The sequence below is a fragment of the Bacillus sp. AFS041924 genome, from assembly GCF_002577195.1.
In the GTDB taxonomy this organism is placed as follows: domain Bacteria; phylum Bacillota; class Bacilli; order Bacillales; family Bacillaceae_G; genus Gottfriedia.
This window is the reverse complement of sequence record NZ_NULG01000007.1, coordinates 65874-86681: the sequence shown is the minus strand read 5'-3', so window position 1 is coordinate 86681 and position 20808 is coordinate 65874. Positions and strand designations below refer to the sequence as shown.

Genomic DNA, 20808 nt, shown 5'->3' with positions numbered 1-20808 from the left:
TCTTTTTTTATTGGGAACTTTTACCTTTAATTAGTATGAACTATGTTCAGAGTAAAGCCGATGGAAAGTGAGATGAATGAATAGATGTTAAACTTTATGTGCATGACATGTGGCGTACAATATAACAAGTCTAATTATCCTCCTTTGTATTGCACAATTTGTTCTGAAGAAAGACAATACATCAATCCCAATGGTCAAAGTTGGACAACATTACAGCTAATGAAGGAAAAAAACTTTCAAAACATTATTCGATTTGAGGAAGAGAACCTATATAGCATACAGACTAGTCCAAAGTTTGGAATTGGCCAAACCGCCTATCTCGTTATGAATGAGGGGTTTAATTTATTATGGGATTGTGTGTCCTATTTAGATGATAAGACAATTGAAGAAATAAAGCAGTTAGGAGGAATCAATGCGATTGCTCTATCACATCCTCACTACTATTCTAGTAAAATTGAATGGGCAGAAGAATTTGATGTACCGGTATACATACATGAGGATGATCAAGAGTGGGTTACGAGAAAAAGCGATAAGATTATTTTTTGGTCAGGTGAATCGTTAAAGTTGGATAAAGGAGTTACTATTCACCGACTAGGAGGGCACTTTAAAGGGGGGGCTGTATTAGAATGGCAGGCTGGTAATGAGCAAAAAGGAATACTGTTAACGGGAGATATTATTCAAGTTGTCGCAGATCCAAATTGGGTAAGTTTTATGTACAGTTATCCAAATTTAATCCCATTACCTGCAAAAAAAGTTAAAGAGATAACAGAGGCTGTAGAAAAGTTAAAGTTTAATAGGATTTATAATGCATTTCATGGGATTGTAAAAGAACATGCAAAGCTTGTAGTGCATAAATCGGCTAAAAGATATATTGAAGCATTGGAAGGGACTTTATTTGATACTTAATAGACTGGAAGGGACCAATTTTGGTCCTTTTTTTATGTTCTATTTTCGTAAAAAGTTCTGAGTTCATCTATAGAACAACTTCCCAAAAATGTTAAAAGTCGGGTTATTTCGAGAAAACATTGTACTTTGATAAGGTAGTAGATGAAAAAGATATGTATTTTATTGAGAAAAACTGTGGTTTACAAAATCCTACAGTTAATAATGCACCAAAACCAAAAACTACTTATAAAGGAAAGACTTTAGAAGACATCTTAAAAGAATTAGGATTAGATCAGTAATCATCAAGGGGAATCCGATTAATACGGTTTCCCCTTGATTGTGCTATTTATTTCATAGCGATTGTTTGATTTAGTTCTTCTTTATTCGGCTTAAAGACAGATAGAGATAAGGCTAATATTGAGATAATACCAATCCATATGATGATTGTCATTGAATGACTCATGGATAAGCCTTTGTCAAAATAGAATATTTCCCTTAATCCATCCGCGCCAAATCGCATTGGTACCCATGAGTAAATCCAATCTTTTGAGAAATTAGGTAATAGCTCTCTTGGCATTCCAATTAAGGAGCCTGAGAAGAAAAAGATTAAGGCAAAGAGACCAACCCCACCGAAACCAATCCACGACATTACAGCAGAAATTAGTAGATGGAAACAGAAATAAGTAATCGTTAAATAGAGAGCAACATCTAGGAAGTTTGGAAGAGTGAAACCAATCCATTTAGCCATTAATGTGATGCCAAAACCGATTATGAATGACAATAAAACCCCTAAAAGTAATTGTTCAAAAATAACGTTTAATTTTCCAACTGAATTTGAAGTTTGGGTCTTCTTCTTTGCTAAAAAGACAATAACAGCGCCGATTAAACTAGACATCCAAAGTGGTGTAATTAAACTGACGGGTGCATTTCCATTTGCCGTATGTGTACCAATTGGATTTACATTTTCAACTTTTATTACGAATGGATTTGCTAATACTTCAGCTTGAGTTACTGAAATTGAATTCACGTTTTTCTTTAATTCATTAAAAATTTCAGTATGAATAGTTAGGTTAAGATTTTCTACTAAATGAGTTAGCATTTGACTAGCCATCGTTGAACCTGTTGTATTTTTACCTTGATTAACTAATATTTTAATCGTGATAGGTGAAGGACTTGCTGTTTTTAATGAAGCCTGATTTTTACTTAAATCAGTTGGAAGAATAAGAGCTGCATAATATTTTTGATCATTTAGACCTTTACGCACTTTTTCTTCACTTGATACTTGGATCCACTTTATTGCCGGTTTTTCTCCATTTTTCGTTTTAGATAGTCCGTGTATTTTTGAAACCATTGTATCGCCTATATTTACAATACCTTTTGAAGGTACTTGGATACCTTGATCTTCGTTTACGATCGCGATTGGAAGATTTTTAGGTGTTGGATTAACAGAAGATGCTAATGTTAAACTGAAAATGATCGCAACAGCTAATACTAGTATAGGTGCTAATATAGCTTGTTTTTGTTTAAATAAGTTCATTTTTATACCTCCTAATTCCTTTATAATAAAATTACTGAACAACGTGTTGACTATTGTTATGTGAAAATATTACAATGAGTTTTAATAAATCACAATAAGCAAATCATCCAAATGTGTTCATTGCTAAACACATTTGAATGATTTGTTTAGTGTGAACTTATATTCCAAAGGGATGGATGATATAAAGTGACTCAATCAATAAGAGAAATAAAAGTTGCAAAAACGAAGGAATTAATAAAAGAGACATTAATAGAATTAATAGAAGAAAAAGGATTTGAGGCCATTTCAGTAAGAGATATTACTTTAAAGGCTGGACTAAATCGCGGTACATTTTATCTTCATTACAAAGATAAATATGATTTAATGGAAAAAAGTCAAAATGAAATATTAGAAGGCTTGCAGGATCGCCTTAAATTTGTAAGGCCAAAAGAACTGAATGAGTTTTATTCAAATGACATGGTCTATCCACCTATTCTTAATGTATTTCATTATTTAAAGGAAAATCAAAGGTTTATTAAAGTTCAAATTAGTACAAAAGGTGACCCATCTTTTCCAAAGAAAATGAAGGAATATATAAAGGGTACCATATATGAAAAATTGGTGGATATTATAGAAAATGAATATATGGTCGAAATACCACATGAATACGCAACTGCGTTTATTTCATCTGCATTTTTTGGTCTTATGGAGCAATGGTTAGAAAAAGAAGAACCAATTTCTCCAGAAGAAATGGCCATTATGCATATGAAGTTGTTGAAGTTTATGAAGCAATTTGTTACTCGAATCGTTAGGTGAAAAATCAGAAGCATAAATGTGTTTCTGATTTTTTTTCGTTTAATAAGTAAATTATGCAGTCCAATTTGAAATAATTTTTCATAAAGATGGGCGATTATCGAAAAAAATTTCTTGATTTGTATTGAAATAAGAAAAAAATTTTCATATAATTCTTTTGTAAACGTTTTTAAGATTAATTGTATTTAGAAATTGATAATTTAAAGGGGAATTATAATGAATATAGGGATTGTTGGCTTAGGGAAAATGGGCTTTGCATTAGCTGAGCATATGCATGAAGATGGTCATCAGGTTACAGCTTTTGATGTAAATAAAGAGTTTGTTAATCGCGCTGAGGAGAAGGGGATTATTCCATCTGCTTCATTAGAAGATTTTGTTTTAAAAATGAGCTCACCGAGAATTATTTGGATCATGGTACCAGCAGGTGAAATTACAGATAATGTATTGGAAACATTATTTCCTTTATTAGAAAATGGAGATATCATTTTAGAAGGAGGAAATTCTCATTATAAAGACAGTATTCGTAGAGCGGAGAAAGCAAATTCATTTGGTCTACACTATTTAGACGTGGGTACTTCTGGGGGGATTGAAGGTGCTAGATATGGTGCATGTTTAATGATTGGTGGAGATTTTGAAATCTTTAACCGTTTAGAACCTTTATTTGAAGATTTATCAGTGAAAAATGGCTACTCTTATGTTGGACCAGTAGGTAGTGGGCACTTTTTAAAAATGGTACATAACGGAATAGAATATGGTATGATGGCTGCAATTGGTGAAGGATTCGAAGTACTTGAAAAGAGCGAATTTAACTACGACTACGAAAAAGTAGCAAAGGTTTGGAATAATGGTTCTGTTATCCGTTCGTGGTTAATGGAATTAACTCAAAATGCATTTTCTAAGGATGCAAAATTGGATGAAATTAAAGGTGTTATGCATTCGTCTGGCGAAGGAAAATGGACAATTGAAACGGCTTTAGATTTACAAGTAGCTACTCCTGTCATTGCGATGTCATTATTAATGAGATATCGTTCATTAGAGGATGATACCTTTACAGGTAAAGTTGTGGCTGCACTTCGAAATGAATTTGGTGGACATGCAGTTGAAAAGAAATAATTTAAAAAAATGGACACTACAAAATGTAGTGTCCACTTTTTTGGATAAAATAGATTAAGACCTAGTTTCTGATATTGCTGTTCTTACTTTTTCAAATGATGTTTTGGCTTTATGTGAATTCAAAATCATTAAATTTACGTATAATGCATCAATAATACTTAATTGTGCAATTCTTGAAGCTAGGGCCTCTGGTCGATATTCTGTTTCTTCAGAAGAAGTGTAAAGTGAGACATCTACATTTTGGCTTAAGGTAGATTTTGGAAAACCTGTAATTCCAATTGTTTTGGCACCGGTTTCATTTAATACTTGCAAAATACGTAAGATGTCTTTATTTGATCCAGAGTGTGATATAACGATTGCCACATCATCCTTTGTCAGTTGAGAAGCTGACATCAATTGAAAGTGTGAATCTGTGTACGAGTTTGCTTTAATTCCTGTACGAATAAATTTATGGAAGGCATCCATCGCAATAACAGAGGAGCCACCGACACCATATAATTCAACTCGATTAGCTTTTAGGATAAAATTTACTGCTTTTTTAAAAGAAGAGCTATCAAGTATTTGAGCAGTATTTTCAAGTGTTCGAATATTAGATTGAAATATTTTATTTGCGATTGTTATTTCATCGTCTTTTTCGTTAATTTCTTCATGAATTTGCTGAATCGGAGTCATAATTTCTGATGCTAATGCAATTTTAAGAGCTTGGTAACCTTTAAATCCGATCCGTTTACAAAATCTAAAAACAGTTGCATCAGCTACGTTTAAGTCTTCAGCAACTTCCGTTATCGTACTGTGAATAATATGCTTTGGGTTTTGTAATATATAATCAGCAATCTTTTTTTCTTTATCACTTAATCGCGCATAGTAAGAACGAATTTTACCTAAGCTGTTCGTTTGTTCCATGTTTATACACCTTCCGAGGGAATTGATTTTTAGAAAAATAAATTTTTAATATAGTATTAAAATGAATATTTATTATTTTAAAGATTTAGAAAAGCAGTTTAATTCGCTTAATAATTATTATATAGGAAAAGAGAGTTTTTTTTAATAATAATATGAAAACCCTTTCTTGTAAAAAAAATTTCAGATATAATCATTATTAACGAAAAAAATTTTTTCATCCATATTTTTCTCCAGGAATAATTTTTTTATGAAAATTACAAATATTAGTTTATAAATAGAGGAAAGCTTTTTTAAGAAAAAATTTAAGGATTAGGTGAATAGCAAAATGATACAGACAGAAAAGTATTATTTAGGTGTAGATATTGGAACGACAAGTACAAAAGCAGTTCTGTTTAAAAAGAACGGGAATGTCGTGAGTTCACATAATGTTGAATATCCCCTTTATAGTCCTACACCACAAACTGCCGAACAAGATCCAGAAGAAATTTTTAGAGCAGTTGTTGAAGTAATGAAACAATCAATCTTTAAAAGTGGAATTAGTAAAGAGGATTTAGCTTTAGTTTCATTTAGTAGTGCAATGCATAGTGTGATCGCTGTTGATCAAAATGGACAACCAATAACACAGTGCATTACTTGGGCTGATAGTCGAGCAGTTGAATGGGCAAATAAAATTAAAAATGAAATGAATGGACATGCAATTTATTCAAGAACTGGAACGCCAATTCATCCGATGTCCCCATTAGCAAAAATTACTTGGCTTCGTCATGAAAAACCAGAGGTATTTTCAAAAACATATAAATTTATTTCGATAAAAGAATATGTTTTTTACAAATTCTTTGAGCAGTTTTTAGTAGACTACTCAATCGCATCTGCAACAGGATTATTTAATTTACAAAATTTAAATTGGGACGCAGAAGCATTAGAGGTTTGTGGCATTACTAAGGATCAGCTATCAGAGCCGGTTCCAACTACACATTCATTTACGAATTTAAAAGACCAATATGCAAATGAAATTGGGATTAGCGAATCCACCCCATTTATTATTGGTGCCAATGACGGTGTACTATCCAACTTGGGAGTTAATGCAATAGAACCGGGTGTAGTCGCAGTTACAATTGGTACAAGTGGTGCAATTCGCACAGTTACAGACAAGCCTATAAGTGACCCAAAAGGAAGAATATTTTGTTACGCGTTGACTGATAAGCATTGGGTAATTGGTGGTCCCGTAAATAATGGAGGCATGACATTTAGATGGGTACGTGATCAATTAGCTTCATCGGAGGTTGAAACGGCTAAGCGTTTAGGTGTTGATTCATATGAAGTATTAACTAGAATTGCTGCAAGAGTTACACCGGGATCTGATGGATTATTATTTCATCCATATTTAGCTGGAGAGCGAGCACCTATTTGGAATGCAAACGCGAGAGGTTCGTTTTTTGGTTTAGGATTACATCATAAAAAAGAGCATATGATTCGTGCAGTGCTAGAAGGGGTAATTTTAAACTTATATACTGTACTTTTAGCTTTACAAGAAGTAATAGGCATGCCTAAAAAGATACAGGCAACTGGTGGATTTGCAAAATCTGAGTTATGGAGACAGATGCTAGCAGATATTTTTAATCAAGAAGTTGGAGTTCCAGAAAGTGTAGAAAGCTCTTGCTTAGGTGCTGTAGTTTTAGGGCGATATGCGCTTGGAGAGATAGAAGATTTTTCAATTATGTCTGAGCTTGTTGGGACAACGTTTAGTCATAAACCAATCGAAGAAAACGTCGATATATATAAGGACTTAACTGGAATTTATATTAGTTTATCTAGAAAATTAAATGATGAATATGAGAGTATAGCAAATTTCCAAAATAAATGGATTAAGTAAAAAAACTGGAATTTAGCTTTGGTTTGAATAAAGAATGAGGTAAGATTACCATTTTTTGTTTTTAGGTCTTCAGAAATGATTAAAATAATATAAAATAGTCTTCAAGGTAGGATTTCAATTTGGAATTCTATCTTTTTTTTAGTTAGATAGTATTGGATTTGGAATAAAAATTACTAGTATTAGGTAAAAATCATTAATTGTTTTTTTCTTAAAAGGATATTAAAATTTAGTAAAGAATATTTAGATAAATATGTTTATAGAGATAGAGGAGGGTGCATATGATTGAGGGGGAAATCATAAAGTTTTATCGTGAAAAAATGGGGTTAACTCAAGCGATGCTTGGAGAAGGTATATGTACGACTACTCATGTTAGTAAAATTGAAAGAGGTAAGACGGCTTACTCACCTGATATTATTGCTTTATTTTCAGATCGTTTAGGAATCAATATTAATCATGAAGTCCAATCGTTTTATAATTTAGAAAAAAAATTACACCTTTGGCACGATGCCTTAATAATGAAAAAAGAAGCTCAAATAGAAGAAGGTAAAGCAGAACTTGAACAAATGCCCTTTATTGAATATTCACAATATGCAGCCCACTATAATTTACTAAGAGCAAGGTATTATTTTCATCATCAAAACTTAGATATGGTTAAGCAAATACTTACATATGTGAAAAAAGAATTTAGTGATTTATCTCCTTTCGAGAAAAATTTATTCTATCATCTTCAAGGTATGTACTATATATCGAACTATACTAGCCTAAGTAGTGAAGACCATCAAAAGGCAATTAAAGTTTTAAAGATGATTAATATTGACGAGTATCGAAATGAAGAATTCTATCACCACCTAGCAATTGCCTATCATTATGGAAGCTCCAAAATCTTAGCGTATAAGTATGCTGAGATGGCACTTAAATTTTTTCAGAGAACGAATAATTATTTATTCGCAATTAGCTCTGAAACACTTATGCTGTTGCAGTACGGTAGTGAATTAGAAATGAATTTTAATGAAGTTGTAGAACGCTATAAGGATTTGATCCATAATTGTGAAGTATTAGGGGATCGAGAACGTAAGGCTATTTTATTAAATAATCTCGGAGTGAAATATTTTAAGCGAGAAGAATATGAAACTGCATTGTATTATTTTGAGGAAAGTATTAATGAAACCGAAAATAAAAAATCAATAAATTATTTAAGGCGTTTGTGTAATTATTTAGAGACATGTACTGAGGGGACACTATTAGAAAAAGAAATTCTTCTTAGTGTGATGAAAAGAGCACTAGCACTAGCAAAAATGTTAAAAAGCCCAGTACATATAACCCTTATTAAATTATTTAAGCTTAAAGCTGAGGGAGCTCGTGAAAAATACTATCAATATCTATCTGATGAGGCACTCCCATTCTTTTATTCTACTAATAATAAATTCTATATCGAACAGTTTGGTAAGAAATTATATAAATACTATATAGAGATCAAAGAGTTTCAAAAAGCTGCTGAGTTATATGAGTCTATTGAAGATACATTTGTTAGCATGTAAAAAAAATACATAGATAACGTTAAGTAACGTTACTATGTATTTCTTTTTTTGCTCTTTTTTAATAAGGGAAAGTGTTTTTTGATTATTTTCTTTCGCTCACATATTTGGAGCAGAAGAAAATTGCTTAAAATTGTATGAAATTGGTTTATTCCGAAGAGGAAAAATGTTGTAATTTGTCGATTTTTTTAAAGGGAAATGTATGAATGCCGATAAATCAGGGTTTGTTATAACCCAATTGCTTAAAAAACGAAAATTCTTAATAATAGAATTAATAGAAATGAACGATAAATGTTCATTATATTTTGTAGATTGCTAGAGGAACTTGTCAAAAAATAAACTCTAGAAATGAACTGCAATCAGCAACTAGGAAGAAAAATGAACTGGAGGAAGAAAAATGGGGGAAAAGAGAGAAAAAAGTAAAGTACTTAAAAGTTTTACCGTTTTAGCTTTAACATCTAGTTTTATTTTAGGTTCTGTTGGTCAAGTAACAAATGTATCAAATGCAGCAAGTCCAAGTAAAGCAGAAGATATTCTGGCGAATTTAAGTTCAGAGCAAAGAGCAGCTCTTAAGCAGCTTTCTACTAATGAAGAAACTGGGCTACAAATTTCTTCTGATATTAACTTGGAATCACCAGAAGAAACAAAAGTTATTGTAGAGTTTGCCAATAAACCAGTTAAGGTCGCTCAAATTGAGGCGAGCGTTGAAGGTAAAACTTTAACAAAAACAGATGCACAAAAATTAATTGATCAAGACCATGATACTTTTGCAAAAGATTTAGGGAAAGTTTTAACAAATACAAAAAGTAAAAAAGTAGATTATAAAATTAATCGTTCATTTAAACATGCATTCAATGGTGTGTCGATTACACTACCAGCAAATCAAATTCAGAATCTATTAAAATCAAAAGCTGTAAAAACAGTTTGGAGTAATGAGAAATTCTCAATTGATCCGCCTGCAAAAAATCAAGAGAACAAACAATTAAAAGCAGACGAGTTTAATGTTGCAAACTATTCTCCATATGATCAGCTAGATCGTCTACATGCAGAAGGTTACACAGGTAAAGGAATTAAAATTGGTATTTTAGATACAGGTATGGATTATAACCATCCGGATTTAAAAGATGCATATAAAGGCGGATATGACTTTGTCGATAATGATACTGATCCGATGGAAACAACATATGAAGATTGGAAGAAATCAGGAAAACCAGAAGTAAACGGTTCTACTTATTATACTGAACATGGTACACATGTTGCAGGAATAATCGGTGGGCGTGGGGTAGCTGATAGTGAGTATTCATCTGTTGGTGCTGCACCAGAAGCAGATCTTTATGCTTATCGTGTGCTAGGACCATATGGTGGCGGAACAAGTGAAGGCATTATTGCAGGAATTGATAAAGCAGTAAAAGATGGTATGGATGTTATTAACATGTCACTCGGTGCATCTTTGAATGATCCACTTTACGCTACTTCTATCGCTGTAAACAATGCAGTATTAAGTGGGGTAACGACAGTAATTGCAGCTGGTAATGATGGAAATGGAATGTATACATTAGGTTCGCCAGGAGCAGCTGCATTAGCTTTAACAGTTGGTGCTTCATCTGTTGCAATTGATATCTATCAATATGCCGGTATACTGAATGGTAAAAATTACAATCTAAGACAACTAACGAAAAACTATAAAGATGATTTATCAGCACTAAAAGAGAAATCGGTTCAACTAGTCGATGTAGGTCTTGGAGATCCAGCTGGTTATAAAAATAAAGATGTAAAAGGAAAATTTGTCTTCATGAACCGAGGAGTTTATACATTAGACTCTAAAGTTGCATATGCCAAAGCTCAAGGTGCTGTGGGTGTGATCATGGCTAACGATGAAGCAAACAAGGCAGAGGGAGCAATTCAAACATTCCTTGGTGAATCAATGAATGCGATCCCTTCATTCTCAGTTTCATTTGAAGAAGGTTCAGTTATTTCTGCAGCATTAAAAGATGGTAAATCAGAATTTAACTTTGGTGATTTCAAGAAGATTCAAACAGCATCTGATGAATTAGCAGGATTTAGTTCAAGAGGTCCTTCACGAATCAATTATGATATCAAGCCGGAAGTTACAGCACCTGGAGTATCAATACTAGCAACAGTTCCATTTTATGTTAATGATAAAAACGTTGATGGTTCAAAGCCTGAAGATTATAAATATGCTTATGCAAGACTATCAGGTACTTCAATGGCTACTCCTTATGTAGCTGGAGTATCAGCATTATTACTTCAATCAAATAAAGATCTTGAGCCAGCCGATGTAAAATCAATTTTAATGAATACAGCCGATCCTTTATCGAAAGATTATAGCGTATTTGAGATCGGAAGCGGTCGAGTTGATGCATATGAAGCAATCCATTCAAATGTAGAATTACAAGTAGTTGATAAAACACCGACAATCATTAATGGTAAACAAAAATCAATCAACGAATTAACTGGTGGATTTAGTTTTGGTTCAATTGGATTTGATAACAAAGATATTACAGAATCTCGCAAAGTTACATTAAAAAATAGAAGTGAAAAAGCAAAAACATTTAGTGTAAATGTTAAATTCCAAACGGGCACTAGAGGATCTTTAGATGCCGCTAAAAATAATGTAACATTAACTGGCCCTACTTCAGTAAAGTTAAATGGAATTAGTTCTAAATCAATCAAGTTTGATTTAAATATTCCAAAAACAGCTGAAAAAGGCACATATGAAGGTTATATAGTATTTACAAATAATGCAGACCCTTCTGAAGAATACCAAATTCCATTTGGTGGACGTGTTGTTAATGAAGGAATCGATTTCTTTAAGGCTGACCCATTATTTTCGACTGACACTAGCTGGCCAGCAAATGCATTTCCGTTTCTTGGGTTTGAATTCTCATTAAAATCTCACATGAAGACCTTGGATGTTCTTTTAACAGATCCAAAGACAGGTGAAGATCTTGGTTTAGTTGGTTCATTTACACCAATCATTATAAATGATAATCAGCTGTATTATATTGGAAGAGGATTTAATTCGATTTACTTCCCATTTACAGGAGATTCGAAAAATCCAATTAGCAATGAACCGAGCTTTGCTCAACCAGGTCATTATCAATTAAAGTTGGTTGGAACAAATGATAAAGGAAAAACGTTCACAAAAGTTTCTGATTTCATTTACGATTTAGCGCCTCCGACTATTAAGTCTAGTTTTGACTCATTAGACCAAAAGGTAATTGAATATAATGATGGACAGTTTGATGAAAATGGCGAATTTTTATACGACTTTAATATTAATTTAAATGACCTTGAAACGGACCAAGCAAATAAATTAGGTTTAGGTGTCGATCAATCAAGCAACTCAGTTGTTTCATTTTATAATACTCCATTTCCTGCAAATCCGATTAATACGGATAAAAACGGAAACTATTCTGACCAAATTTTAGTGAGAAAACAATCTGCGCCATTGGAAGTTTCGTTTTATGGTATTGATGCAGCAAGAAATTTTACATCTAATCCAAGTAATAAGTTAAGTGTCGCATTTGTGGATGAAAATTTACCATACTACTATTTAAAAGCTGATAAGAATGTTCTGAATACTGGTGAAGCTGTAAATTACACTGTGCGTTCGAACAATGTGAAAAATTTAAAAACAACTAAAATTACAATGAACAATCTTAATTATGCTTCAATTGAAAATGTAGTTGTAAACGATGCAGTCAAAAAGTATGGTGATGCAGAGGTTAGTGTAAAGACTACACCAACGAGTCATGTATTTACATTTACTTATTTAGGAGATAAAGCATTACCGGAAGATTTACCGTTATTTAATTTTGATCTAAAAACAGATAACAAGTGGCTTAATGAAAGTCCTTACTGGTTTGGTATGAGAGCAACAACAATTGATCAAGCAAATGTTGAGACAAATGATGTCTACACTTATATGGACAGATATAACCTTAAGCCAACTGTTTCTAGAATAATGGGGGTACTACAAGTTGAAGGTGGCTTAGATCCAGTTTCAGGTGGAATTAATTTTGCCATTGATCTAAGTAAAGTCAACGCAAAAGTAACACTTACGTCATACGATGGAAAAACAGTTACGGATGCGCCAATTATAGACAAATATGGTTCATATGATGTTGATGGATTAAAACCTGATAAAAATGCCTATACAGTATCAGTGGATGTACCTGGTCACTTTACGATGAACCAACAAGTTGTTTTATCATCTGAAATTCGTGGAGAAACTTTAGGTAAATTATATAAATATAGTTTAGCAACTGCTGCAGCTGGAGACGTCAATAAAGATAATGTAATTGATGTACTAGATGCAATAGCTGTACAAACTTACTGGGGTACAAATAAGGCAACAGCAGACTTAAACTTTGATAAAGTAGTAGATAAAAAGGATATGGACTTTATTGTTCGAAACTTTGGATTACAAAATCCATCTGTCGACAAAGCGCCAAAACCAAAAACTACTTACAAAGGTGCAACTTTAGATAGTATTTTAAAGGATTTAGGTTTAAATCAATAATGATGTAGAAGAAGGAAGCCAGCAAGATTGGCTTCCTTTTTTATGTTATAAGGATATTTGTAAAATGATTAGTAAATCCATGAAAAAATTGAAAACATAACTTACAAGTCATAAATCTTTCTTTCACCCCCCAGGCGTGCTTTTCCTGTTGAACTTCTTATCCTTTTTATCGTTACGTCCTAGACTTAATAAATATTCAAATAAAGTATTTTAAAATAATTTCTCCCTATTCAATTAGTAAGAAAAAGCTATTATTTTGGGGTTTATTTAAAATGATTAAAAAGTTAAATAAAAATAATAGTAAGTTTTCACGATGAACTGATATTTCTTTTAAAAAATAGAAAAATTGGGTTATTTCGATTGTTTTTTATGGAAGAATTTAGGCGAACCTTGTCGAATATAGTGAGAGGAATTTTGAAACTTAGGTAAATTAGGTGAATGATAACCCAATTGACCGAAAATTTAAATAAATTGATAATAAATGTAGAAAGTAAATTTGATGTAAAGAGTTAAATATGAAAATAAAAAGTAATTTACTATTTTATCAATCATAGATCTTCATTGAATTTTACTTTAGATAAAGAAAAGCCAGGAGGAAGAAGAATGGGGAAGAGAGTAAAGAAAAGTAAGTTTGTATCAGGCTTTACTGTATTAGCTCTATCATCTAGTGTTGTTGTTGCACCGATTGCACATGTAACAAATGTTTCAAAGGCAGCAGGGAAAACGAAGACAGAAACAATACTTGCAAATTTAACTTCTCAGCAACGAGCTGCTTTAAAACAAATTACAACGAATGAATCGACAGGACTTCAAATTTCATCAGACATTGACCAAACGTCTACAAAACAAACTTCAGTTATTGTTGAGTTTGCAAATAAGCCTGCGAAAGTGGCGCGAATTGAGGCACAAGTAGAAGGTAAATCATTAACTGAAACACAAGCAGGGAAATTAGTTGATCAAGATCATACTACATTTAGTGCAGAAGTGGGACAAGTTCTAAAAGATGAAAATAATAAAAAGGTAGATTTCAAAATTAAGCGTTCATATAAACATGCCTTTAACGGTGTTTCAATGAGTCTACCAGCAAACCAAATTAAGAATCTATTAAAATCAAAAGCAGTTAAAACTGTATGGAGTAATGAGAAATTCTCAATTGACCCTCCGAAAGAATCAGATAAGAATAGCGAGTTAAAAGCAGATGAGTCTAAAGTAGCGAACTATACGCCATATGACGACTTGGATAAGCTACATGCTGAAGGCTATACAGGTAAAGGCATTAAAGTTGGTGTTCTTGATACAGGTATCGATTACAACCACCCAGATTTAAAAGATGCTTACAAAGGTGGATATGACTTTGTAGATAATGATAACGATCCAATGGAGACTACTTATGCTGATTGGGTAAAAGCTGGTAAACCAGGTACTGCAAATGGAGCTGACTATTATACTGAGCATGGTACTCACGTAGCAGGTATTATTGGTGGACGTGGTGCATCTGATAGTGAATATAAACAAGTTGGTGCAGCACCAGAATCAGATATTTATTCATATCGTGTACTTGGACCTGGTGGGTTTGGAACAAGTGAAGCGATTATAGCAGGTATTGATAAAGCGGTAAAAGATGGTATGGATGTGATTAATATGTCATTAGGTGCATCGTTAAATGATCCACTTTATGCAACTTCTATCGCTGTTAACAATGCTGTATTAAGTGGCGTGACGACTGTAGTAGCTGCAGGAAATGATGGAGACAAAATGGATACATTAGGTTCACCTGGAGCGGCTGCATTGGCACTTACTGTCGGAGCTTCATCTGTTGCAATTGATCTCTATCAATTTAATGGAACTCAGGATGGAAACCAGTACAAATTTAGACAATTAGCTCAAAACTACTCTGATAATGTAACGACATTAAAAGGAAACACTTATCAACTTGTTGACGTAGGTTTAGCGAATCCATCTGATTTTACAGGAAAAGACTTAAAAGGCAAGATCGCTTACATTCAACGTGGAACGATTGCTTTGATTGATAAAATTAAAAATGCAAAAGCAGCGGGTGCTGTAGGCGTCTTAATGGCAAATAACATTGATAACCAAAGTGAAGGAGCAATCCAAGCATTCATAGGTGAGTCGGTAGATGCTATTCCTTCATTCTCTGTATCATATGAAGAGGGACTAAAAATCACAGCAGCGGTTAAAGCAGGTAGAAATGAAGTTTCTTTTGGTGACTATACTAGGTTACAAACAGCTTCTGATGAATTAGCAACATTTAGTTCAAGGGGGCCATCACGTGTAAACTATGATATCAAGCCAGAAGTAACTGCACCAGGTGTTTCGATTCTTTCGACTGTACCATTTTATGTAAATAATAAAACAGGTGATGGATCAAATTCTGAAGATTATAAGTATGCATATTCGCGCTTATCTGGAACATCAATGGCAACACCATATGTAGCAGGTGTATCTGCATTATTACTTCAATCGAATAAAGACTTAAAACCAGAAAATATCAAATCAATTTTAATGAATACTGCTGATCCATTATCAAAAGCATATAGCGTATTTGAAGTAGGTAGTGGACGTGTAGATGCTTATGAAGCAATTCATTCAAATGTAGAATTAGAAGTCGTTGATAAAACACCAACGATCGTAAATGGCAAAGAAAAGTTGATTAATGAATTAACAGGTGGCATGAGCTTTGGTTCATTTGGATTTGACGGTAATGACATTGCTGATTCTAGAAATGTCACATTAAAAAATCGCAGTGAAAAAGCAAAAACATTTAGTGTGGATGTGAACTATCAAACTGGTCAAAGAGGATCAAAAGATGCAGCGTCAAATAAAGTTACACTTTCCGGACCGACATCAGTGAAGATAAATGGAATTAGTTCAAAATCAGTTAAATTTAACTTAAACATTCCAAAAACTGCTGAAAAAGGGACATATGAAGGTTATGTTACATTCACGAATACGCAAGATCCAACTGAACAATATCAAATTCCGTTTGGTGTTCGTGTAGTTGAAGAAGGGATTAAATCATTTGATTTATATAATCCACTGTATTCAAATAAAATTACGAATCCTACTTATGCGTATCCATTTATCGATGGTAGTGTTTCATTAAAAACACATATGAAATCATTAGATGTTATCATTCAGGACCCAACAACTGGTCAAGACTTAGGTATTATTGGTTCATTTAATACTCCAGTAATGAAAGAAGATGTCGTTTACAATATTGGTCGACTTGTCGGTGCATATTACTTCCCATTCACTGGTGATGCGAAAAATCCGATTAGTAGTAAATATGAATTAATTAAACCAGGTCATTACAAATTAAGACTAGTTGGTGTGAGTGAAAGTGGAAAAACATTTGCTGAAGCAAGAGACTTTATGTTGGAATATGCTGTTCCAAACATGACTTCAAGCTTTGACAAGTTAGATCAAAAGGTTATCGAGTATAGTGATAGCCAACTTGATAAAAATGGACAGATGTTATACGACTTCAACATTAACGTAAATGATCCAGAAATTGACGAAGCGAAAAAATACGGTATTAAAGCTGATCAATCAGATAACACAATTGTTTACACGTATAATTCCTTCTTCCCATCATTACCGATTAACGTAGATAAAAATGGCGATTATACTGATCAAATCTTAGTTGATAGCAAATATCCAGTGTTACCTTTAACATTCTATGGAATGGATGCAGCATTAAATCCTACTTCACAAATTAGAATCGCTTTTATAAAAAATACAACTCCATATTATTACTTAAAAGCGAATAAACAAAATATCGTAACTGGTGATACTGTAAACTACTCAGTTAAAGCAAATAATATTAGTAACTTAAAAACTACTAAATTAACGCTTCAATTGAATAATAATCAAGGAATCATTGACAATATTTTAGTTAATGATGAAGTTAAAAAATATGGCGACGCACAAGTAACAGTAAAAACTTCTCCTACTACTTGGGATTATATTACTCAATACGACTTTACTTTTACTTATTCAGGTTCAGCTAATTTACCAGAGGATACTTCATTATTTAATTTTGATATAAAAACAATCGATAAATCATTTACAACAGGTGCAGCGATTAACTTCTCAGGTAACGGTACGTCTACTATTGATACATCAAATGTAGAAACGAAAAATGTTTACACTTATATTGAAGGTTACAATGTAAAATCAACAGTTTCAAAACTATCAGGTACACTTCAAGTAGAAGGTGCAAAAGATCCTGTAACAGGACAAACAAATTACGCGATCGATCAAAGTAAACTAGGTGCAAAAATTTCATTAACATCCTATGATGGTAAAACTGTTTTACAAGCACCAGTTACATCAAAACAAGGTGATTATGCTTTTGATGGTGTTAAAATAGACAGTAAACCTTATACGGTATCTGTAGATGTACCAGGTCACTTTACTATGAGTAAAACATTGGACCATTTAGTTGATACTATTCGTGGTGAATTAATTGGTAAGCAATTACGCTACTTATTAGATGTTGCACCAGCAGGTGATGTTAATAAAGATGATGTAATCGACGTACTAGATGCATTAGCTGTCCAAACTTACTGGGGTACAAACAAAGCAACTGCCGACTTCAACTTTGATAAAGTAGTTGATGCAAAAGATATGGATTATGTAGTGAAGAATTTTGGATTACAAAATTCAACAGTTCCAAATCCTCCTAAAGCTAAAAAATCATATAAAGGTGCTACATTAGATAGTATCTTAATTGATTTAGGATTAACTAAATAAGAGTATGATTTAGGATAAAATTTATAACCAAATAAAAGCAGCCTTCTCCCGATTATTTTTTGGGAGAAGGCTTTTTAAATGTTTAAGGAATAGAGAAGGCGATTTTTTCCCAAACCATCGTTCTGTACTATAGCTTGTCACTCCAAATACAAAACGTGATCTTTAGGATGTAAATCCAATCCATTTAACAAATTTTATTATCAATAAGGTAAAGGAGATAAAACTAAAAAATTGGAAAATATATACATAAAGGATTTATCGGCGGGTTAACTTAAAGGAATAAAGGAGTTATAGGGAGATTTTTTATGAGTAAAAAGTTGATTCAATCAATTCATATATATGTCTTACTGATCATGTCGACGGGGTTTATGTTGCATGTATTTATTGTTCCAAGTATGTTAACCTCTTCGCATCGAGATTCATGGGTAACTGTGGTTACTAGCATAATCCCGTTTATGATTTGGATTTCTTTAGTTATCTATTTATATAAAAAGTTTAAAAATGAAGATGTGTTGTCTGTCATGTATAAAGTATTTTATAAACCAATTTCTTACTTACTTTCCAGCATTTTCGTAGTTTATTTTTTAATGACAGCATTTGTAACCTTCCGTTTTACACTTATTTGGGCTAATACAAATTATACTCAGGATATGCCATTATTCGTTGTTGTTTTATTAATTTCAGTTATGTGTTTTTATGCTGTATATACTGGAATTCGTTCGATCAGTACTATGGCATTTCTAATTTTACCAATTGTCAGCCTGTTTGGTTTCATAGTAGGAATAGGTAATGTTAAGAATAAAGATTATGGCCTTCTATTTCCGATCTTTGAAAAGGGGCATCATGAATTTTTTCATGGCTTTATTTACTCGTGCTCAGGTTTTTTTGAAATTATTTTTATTTTATTTTTAAACTCTTATTTGAAGGACAGGGTAAAAGCTAAATGGCTAGTCGTAGTTAGCCTTATTTTACTAATGTTAATCTTAGGCCCACTTTCAGGAGCTATTATGGAATTTGGACCTAATGAAGCTGAAAAAATGAGAAATCCAGTTTATGAACAATGGAAGCTACTAACAATAGGAGAGAATATTACTAGATTGGATTTTTTATCTATTTTTCAATGGTTATCAGGGGCTTTTATTCGGATTAGTTTAAATCTATTTCTTGCAAACTATATTATTAATTATAGTGGACGCAAAAAATGGAGCTTACCACTACTTTCATTAATTTTACTAATAGCGGTAATGATTCCATGGAATGCAACTTCCTTTTTTTATTTTTTACATAACTATTTCTTTCCGATAAATTTAATTTTTTTACTATGTACCATGCTTATTTTAATCTTTATGTCAAAATTAAAAGGTGACTCTACATGAAAAAAGAATCAGCTGCATCTAATAACAAATCAGACATAATAGAGTTTCTTGAATCTTTTAACCATTCATCTGATATTGCTTTTAGAACGAAAAAATTTAATGAAGGAGCGAAATTGCATGTTGTAGTCATAATGTTTTGTCCAAATTTGATTGATATTCAATTTAGTAACCAAATCATTATTGATATTTTTAATGTCATACATAAAGAAGAAAAATTTAATTTTGAGTTATTAAGTAATATAGTAGAAGCTAAAAAGTTAAAATCCGAAAAAAACATTAAAAAGGAAGTTGAAGAAAATTTATTTTCAGGTGATTTAGTCATATTTAATTCTTACTTAAATGAAATTTTCTTTGTTCCTGTAGCGAATCCACCTAAACGAAATCCGGAAGAATCGAATTTGGAAAACTCAATCCGTGGACCAAGAGATGGATTTGTTGAAAATATATCTGACAATATGGCTTTAATTCGTCAAAGACTTAAGACTTCATCCTTAAAGAGTATTGAGTTTGATGTCGGTGTACGCAGTAGGACGAAAGTATTACTAGTTTATATTGAAGATATTATTAATCCAACAATTTTATCGGAAGTAAAAAGCCGGCTAAGTTCCATGAAAAAAGACATAGTTGTTAGTAGCTATGAAATAGAGGAGGCGTTATATGACCAGCCATTCTCTATTTTCCCCCTTCTTGATAATATTGGCAGACCTGATTTCGTTGTGCAATCTTTAAATCAGGGAAGGTTTGCAATTATTGTTGATGGAAATCCTACTTGTTTAATAGGTCCAACAAATTTAAATCAACTCGTTTATTCGCCTGAGGATATACATTCGAGTTTTTATTATGTGAATGTGGTGCGTTATCTTAGAATTCTAGCGATTTTAACAACAATATTCTTACCAGGTTTTTATATTGCAATGGTGACGTATCATATGGACCAATTACCATATCCATTTCTTGCTACGATTGCTATGTCTAGAAATGGATTACCATTCTCAACTTCACTTGAGGCTTGTTTAATGTTAGTATTTTTTGAATTGTTTAAAGAAGCAGGAATACGTTTACCGAAGGCAGTAGGACAGACTGTAGCAGTGTTAGGAGGGTTATTTATTGGTGATGCGGCTATCCGCGCAGGACTAACCTCTCCTTCGATGCTTGTGATTATTGCATTAACTGTAATTTCGGGATATACATTAATTAATCAAAATATTGCGGGGAATATTGTAATCCTTCGCTTTATTATCTTAATATTATCATCAACATTAGGATTAATTGGTTTTTTTACAGGATTTTTTCTAATGGTTACTATGCTTGTTTCACTAGAAAGCATCGGACAACCATATATCACTTTATTTTCGGTACCAAGCATCTCAGACTTTTTTAGTGTCGTTATTAAAATTCCACAAGAGTATAAGAAAAAGAGAAATCAATCACTTCATCCAGTCGATCTAGACCGTCAGAAAGAGTGATAAATA

At 32.6% G+C, this 20808-nt stretch carries 12 protein-coding genes; 10 read left to right on the top strand and 2 right to left on the bottom strand.

Annotated features, from left to right (window positions below; translation table 11 throughout):
- The first annotated feature begins 84 nt into the window (after positions 1-84).
- Together COC46_RS02445 and COC46_RS22065 are read left to right on the top strand one after the other, a co-directional pair.
- Positions 85-906, top strand: coding sequence for an MBL fold metallo-hydrolase (locus tag COC46_RS02445; protein WP_098808189.1), 822 nt, complete (start codon positions 85-87; stop codon positions 904-906).
- 119 nt (positions 907-1025) lie between these two features.
- Positions 1026-1184, top strand: coding sequence for a hypothetical protein (locus tag COC46_RS22065; protein WP_176545033.1), 159 nt, complete (start codon positions 1026-1028; stop codon positions 1182-1184).
- Positions 1185-1231: 47 nt separating this feature from the next.
- On the opposite strand, the gene COC46_RS02440 is transcribed toward COC46_RS22065, so the two are convergent.
- Positions 1232-2422, bottom strand: a complete 1191-nt coding sequence (locus COC46_RS02440) for a YhgE/Pip domain-containing protein (RefSeq protein WP_098808188.1) — start codon at positions 2420-2422, stop codon at positions 1232-1234.
- Between the two features lie 186 nt (positions 2423-2608).
- Here COC46_RS02440 and COC46_RS02435 point away from each other — a divergent pair, with 186 nt between their 5' ends.
- Both COC46_RS02435 and gnd read left to right on the top strand, forming a co-directional pair.
- A complete protein-coding gene (locus COC46_RS02435) occupies positions 2609-3217 on the top strand; it encodes a TetR/AcrR family transcriptional regulator (RefSeq protein WP_098808187.1) in 609 nt (202 codons plus the stop codon).
- 213 nt (positions 3218-3430) lie between these two features.
- Positions 3431-4327: a phosphogluconate dehydrogenase (NAD(+)-dependent, decarboxylating) gene (gene gnd, locus COC46_RS02430; RefSeq protein ID WP_098808186.1), complete on the top strand. Its 897-nt coding sequence runs from the start codon at positions 3431-3433 to the stop codon at positions 4325-4327.
- Between the two features lie 54 nt (positions 4328-4381).
- Here the strand turns inward: gnd and COC46_RS02425 are convergent, their stop codons facing one another.
- On the bottom strand, positions 4382-5230 hold the full coding sequence (locus COC46_RS02425) for a MurR/RpiR family transcriptional regulator (protein ID WP_098808185.1): 849 nt from the start codon (positions 5228-5230) through the stop codon (positions 4382-4384).
- A gap of 325 nt (positions 5231-5555) precedes the next feature.
- Here COC46_RS02425 and gntK point away from each other — a divergent pair, with 325 nt between their 5' ends.
- From gntK to COC46_RS02395, 6 genes are all read left to right on the top strand, one after another.
- Positions 5556-7103 carry a gluconokinase gene (gntK, locus tag COC46_RS02420; protein WP_098808184.1) on the top strand — a complete coding sequence of 516 codons (1548 nt, stop codon included), beginning with the start codon at positions 5556-5558 and terminating at the stop codon, positions 7101-7103.
- A gap of 278 nt (positions 7104-7381) precedes the next feature.
- On the top strand, positions 7382-8641 hold the full coding sequence (locus COC46_RS02415; RefSeq protein WP_098808183.1) for a helix-turn-helix domain-containing protein: 1260 nt from the start codon (positions 7382-7384) through the stop codon (positions 8639-8641).
- 394 nt (positions 8642-9035) lie between these two features.
- Positions 9036-13184, top strand: a complete 4149-nt coding sequence (locus COC46_RS02410; RefSeq protein WP_098808182.1) for a S8 family serine peptidase — start codon at positions 9036-9038, stop codon at positions 13182-13184.
- A 603-nt stretch (positions 13185-13787) separates the two neighbouring features.
- The gene (locus COC46_RS02405; RefSeq protein ID WP_098808181.1) at positions 13788-17960 is read left to right on the top strand and encodes a S8 family serine peptidase; all 4173 of its coding nucleotides are present in this window, start codon (positions 13788-13790) and stop codon (positions 17958-17960) included.
- Positions 17961-18265: 305 nt separating this feature from the next.
- Entirely contained in the window at positions 18266-19336 is a 1071-nt protein-coding gene (locus COC46_RS02400) for a GerAB/ArcD/ProY family transporter (protein ID WP_098808180.1), read from the top strand.
- Positions 19333-20802 (top strand): spore germination protein, encoded by a 1470-nt coding sequence (locus COC46_RS02395; RefSeq protein WP_098808179.1) that lies wholly within the window; start codon positions 19333-19335, stop codon positions 20800-20802. The genes COC46_RS02400 and COC46_RS02395 overlap by 4 nt, the downstream gene beginning before the upstream one ends.
- Positions 20803-20808 lie beyond the last annotated feature (6 nt).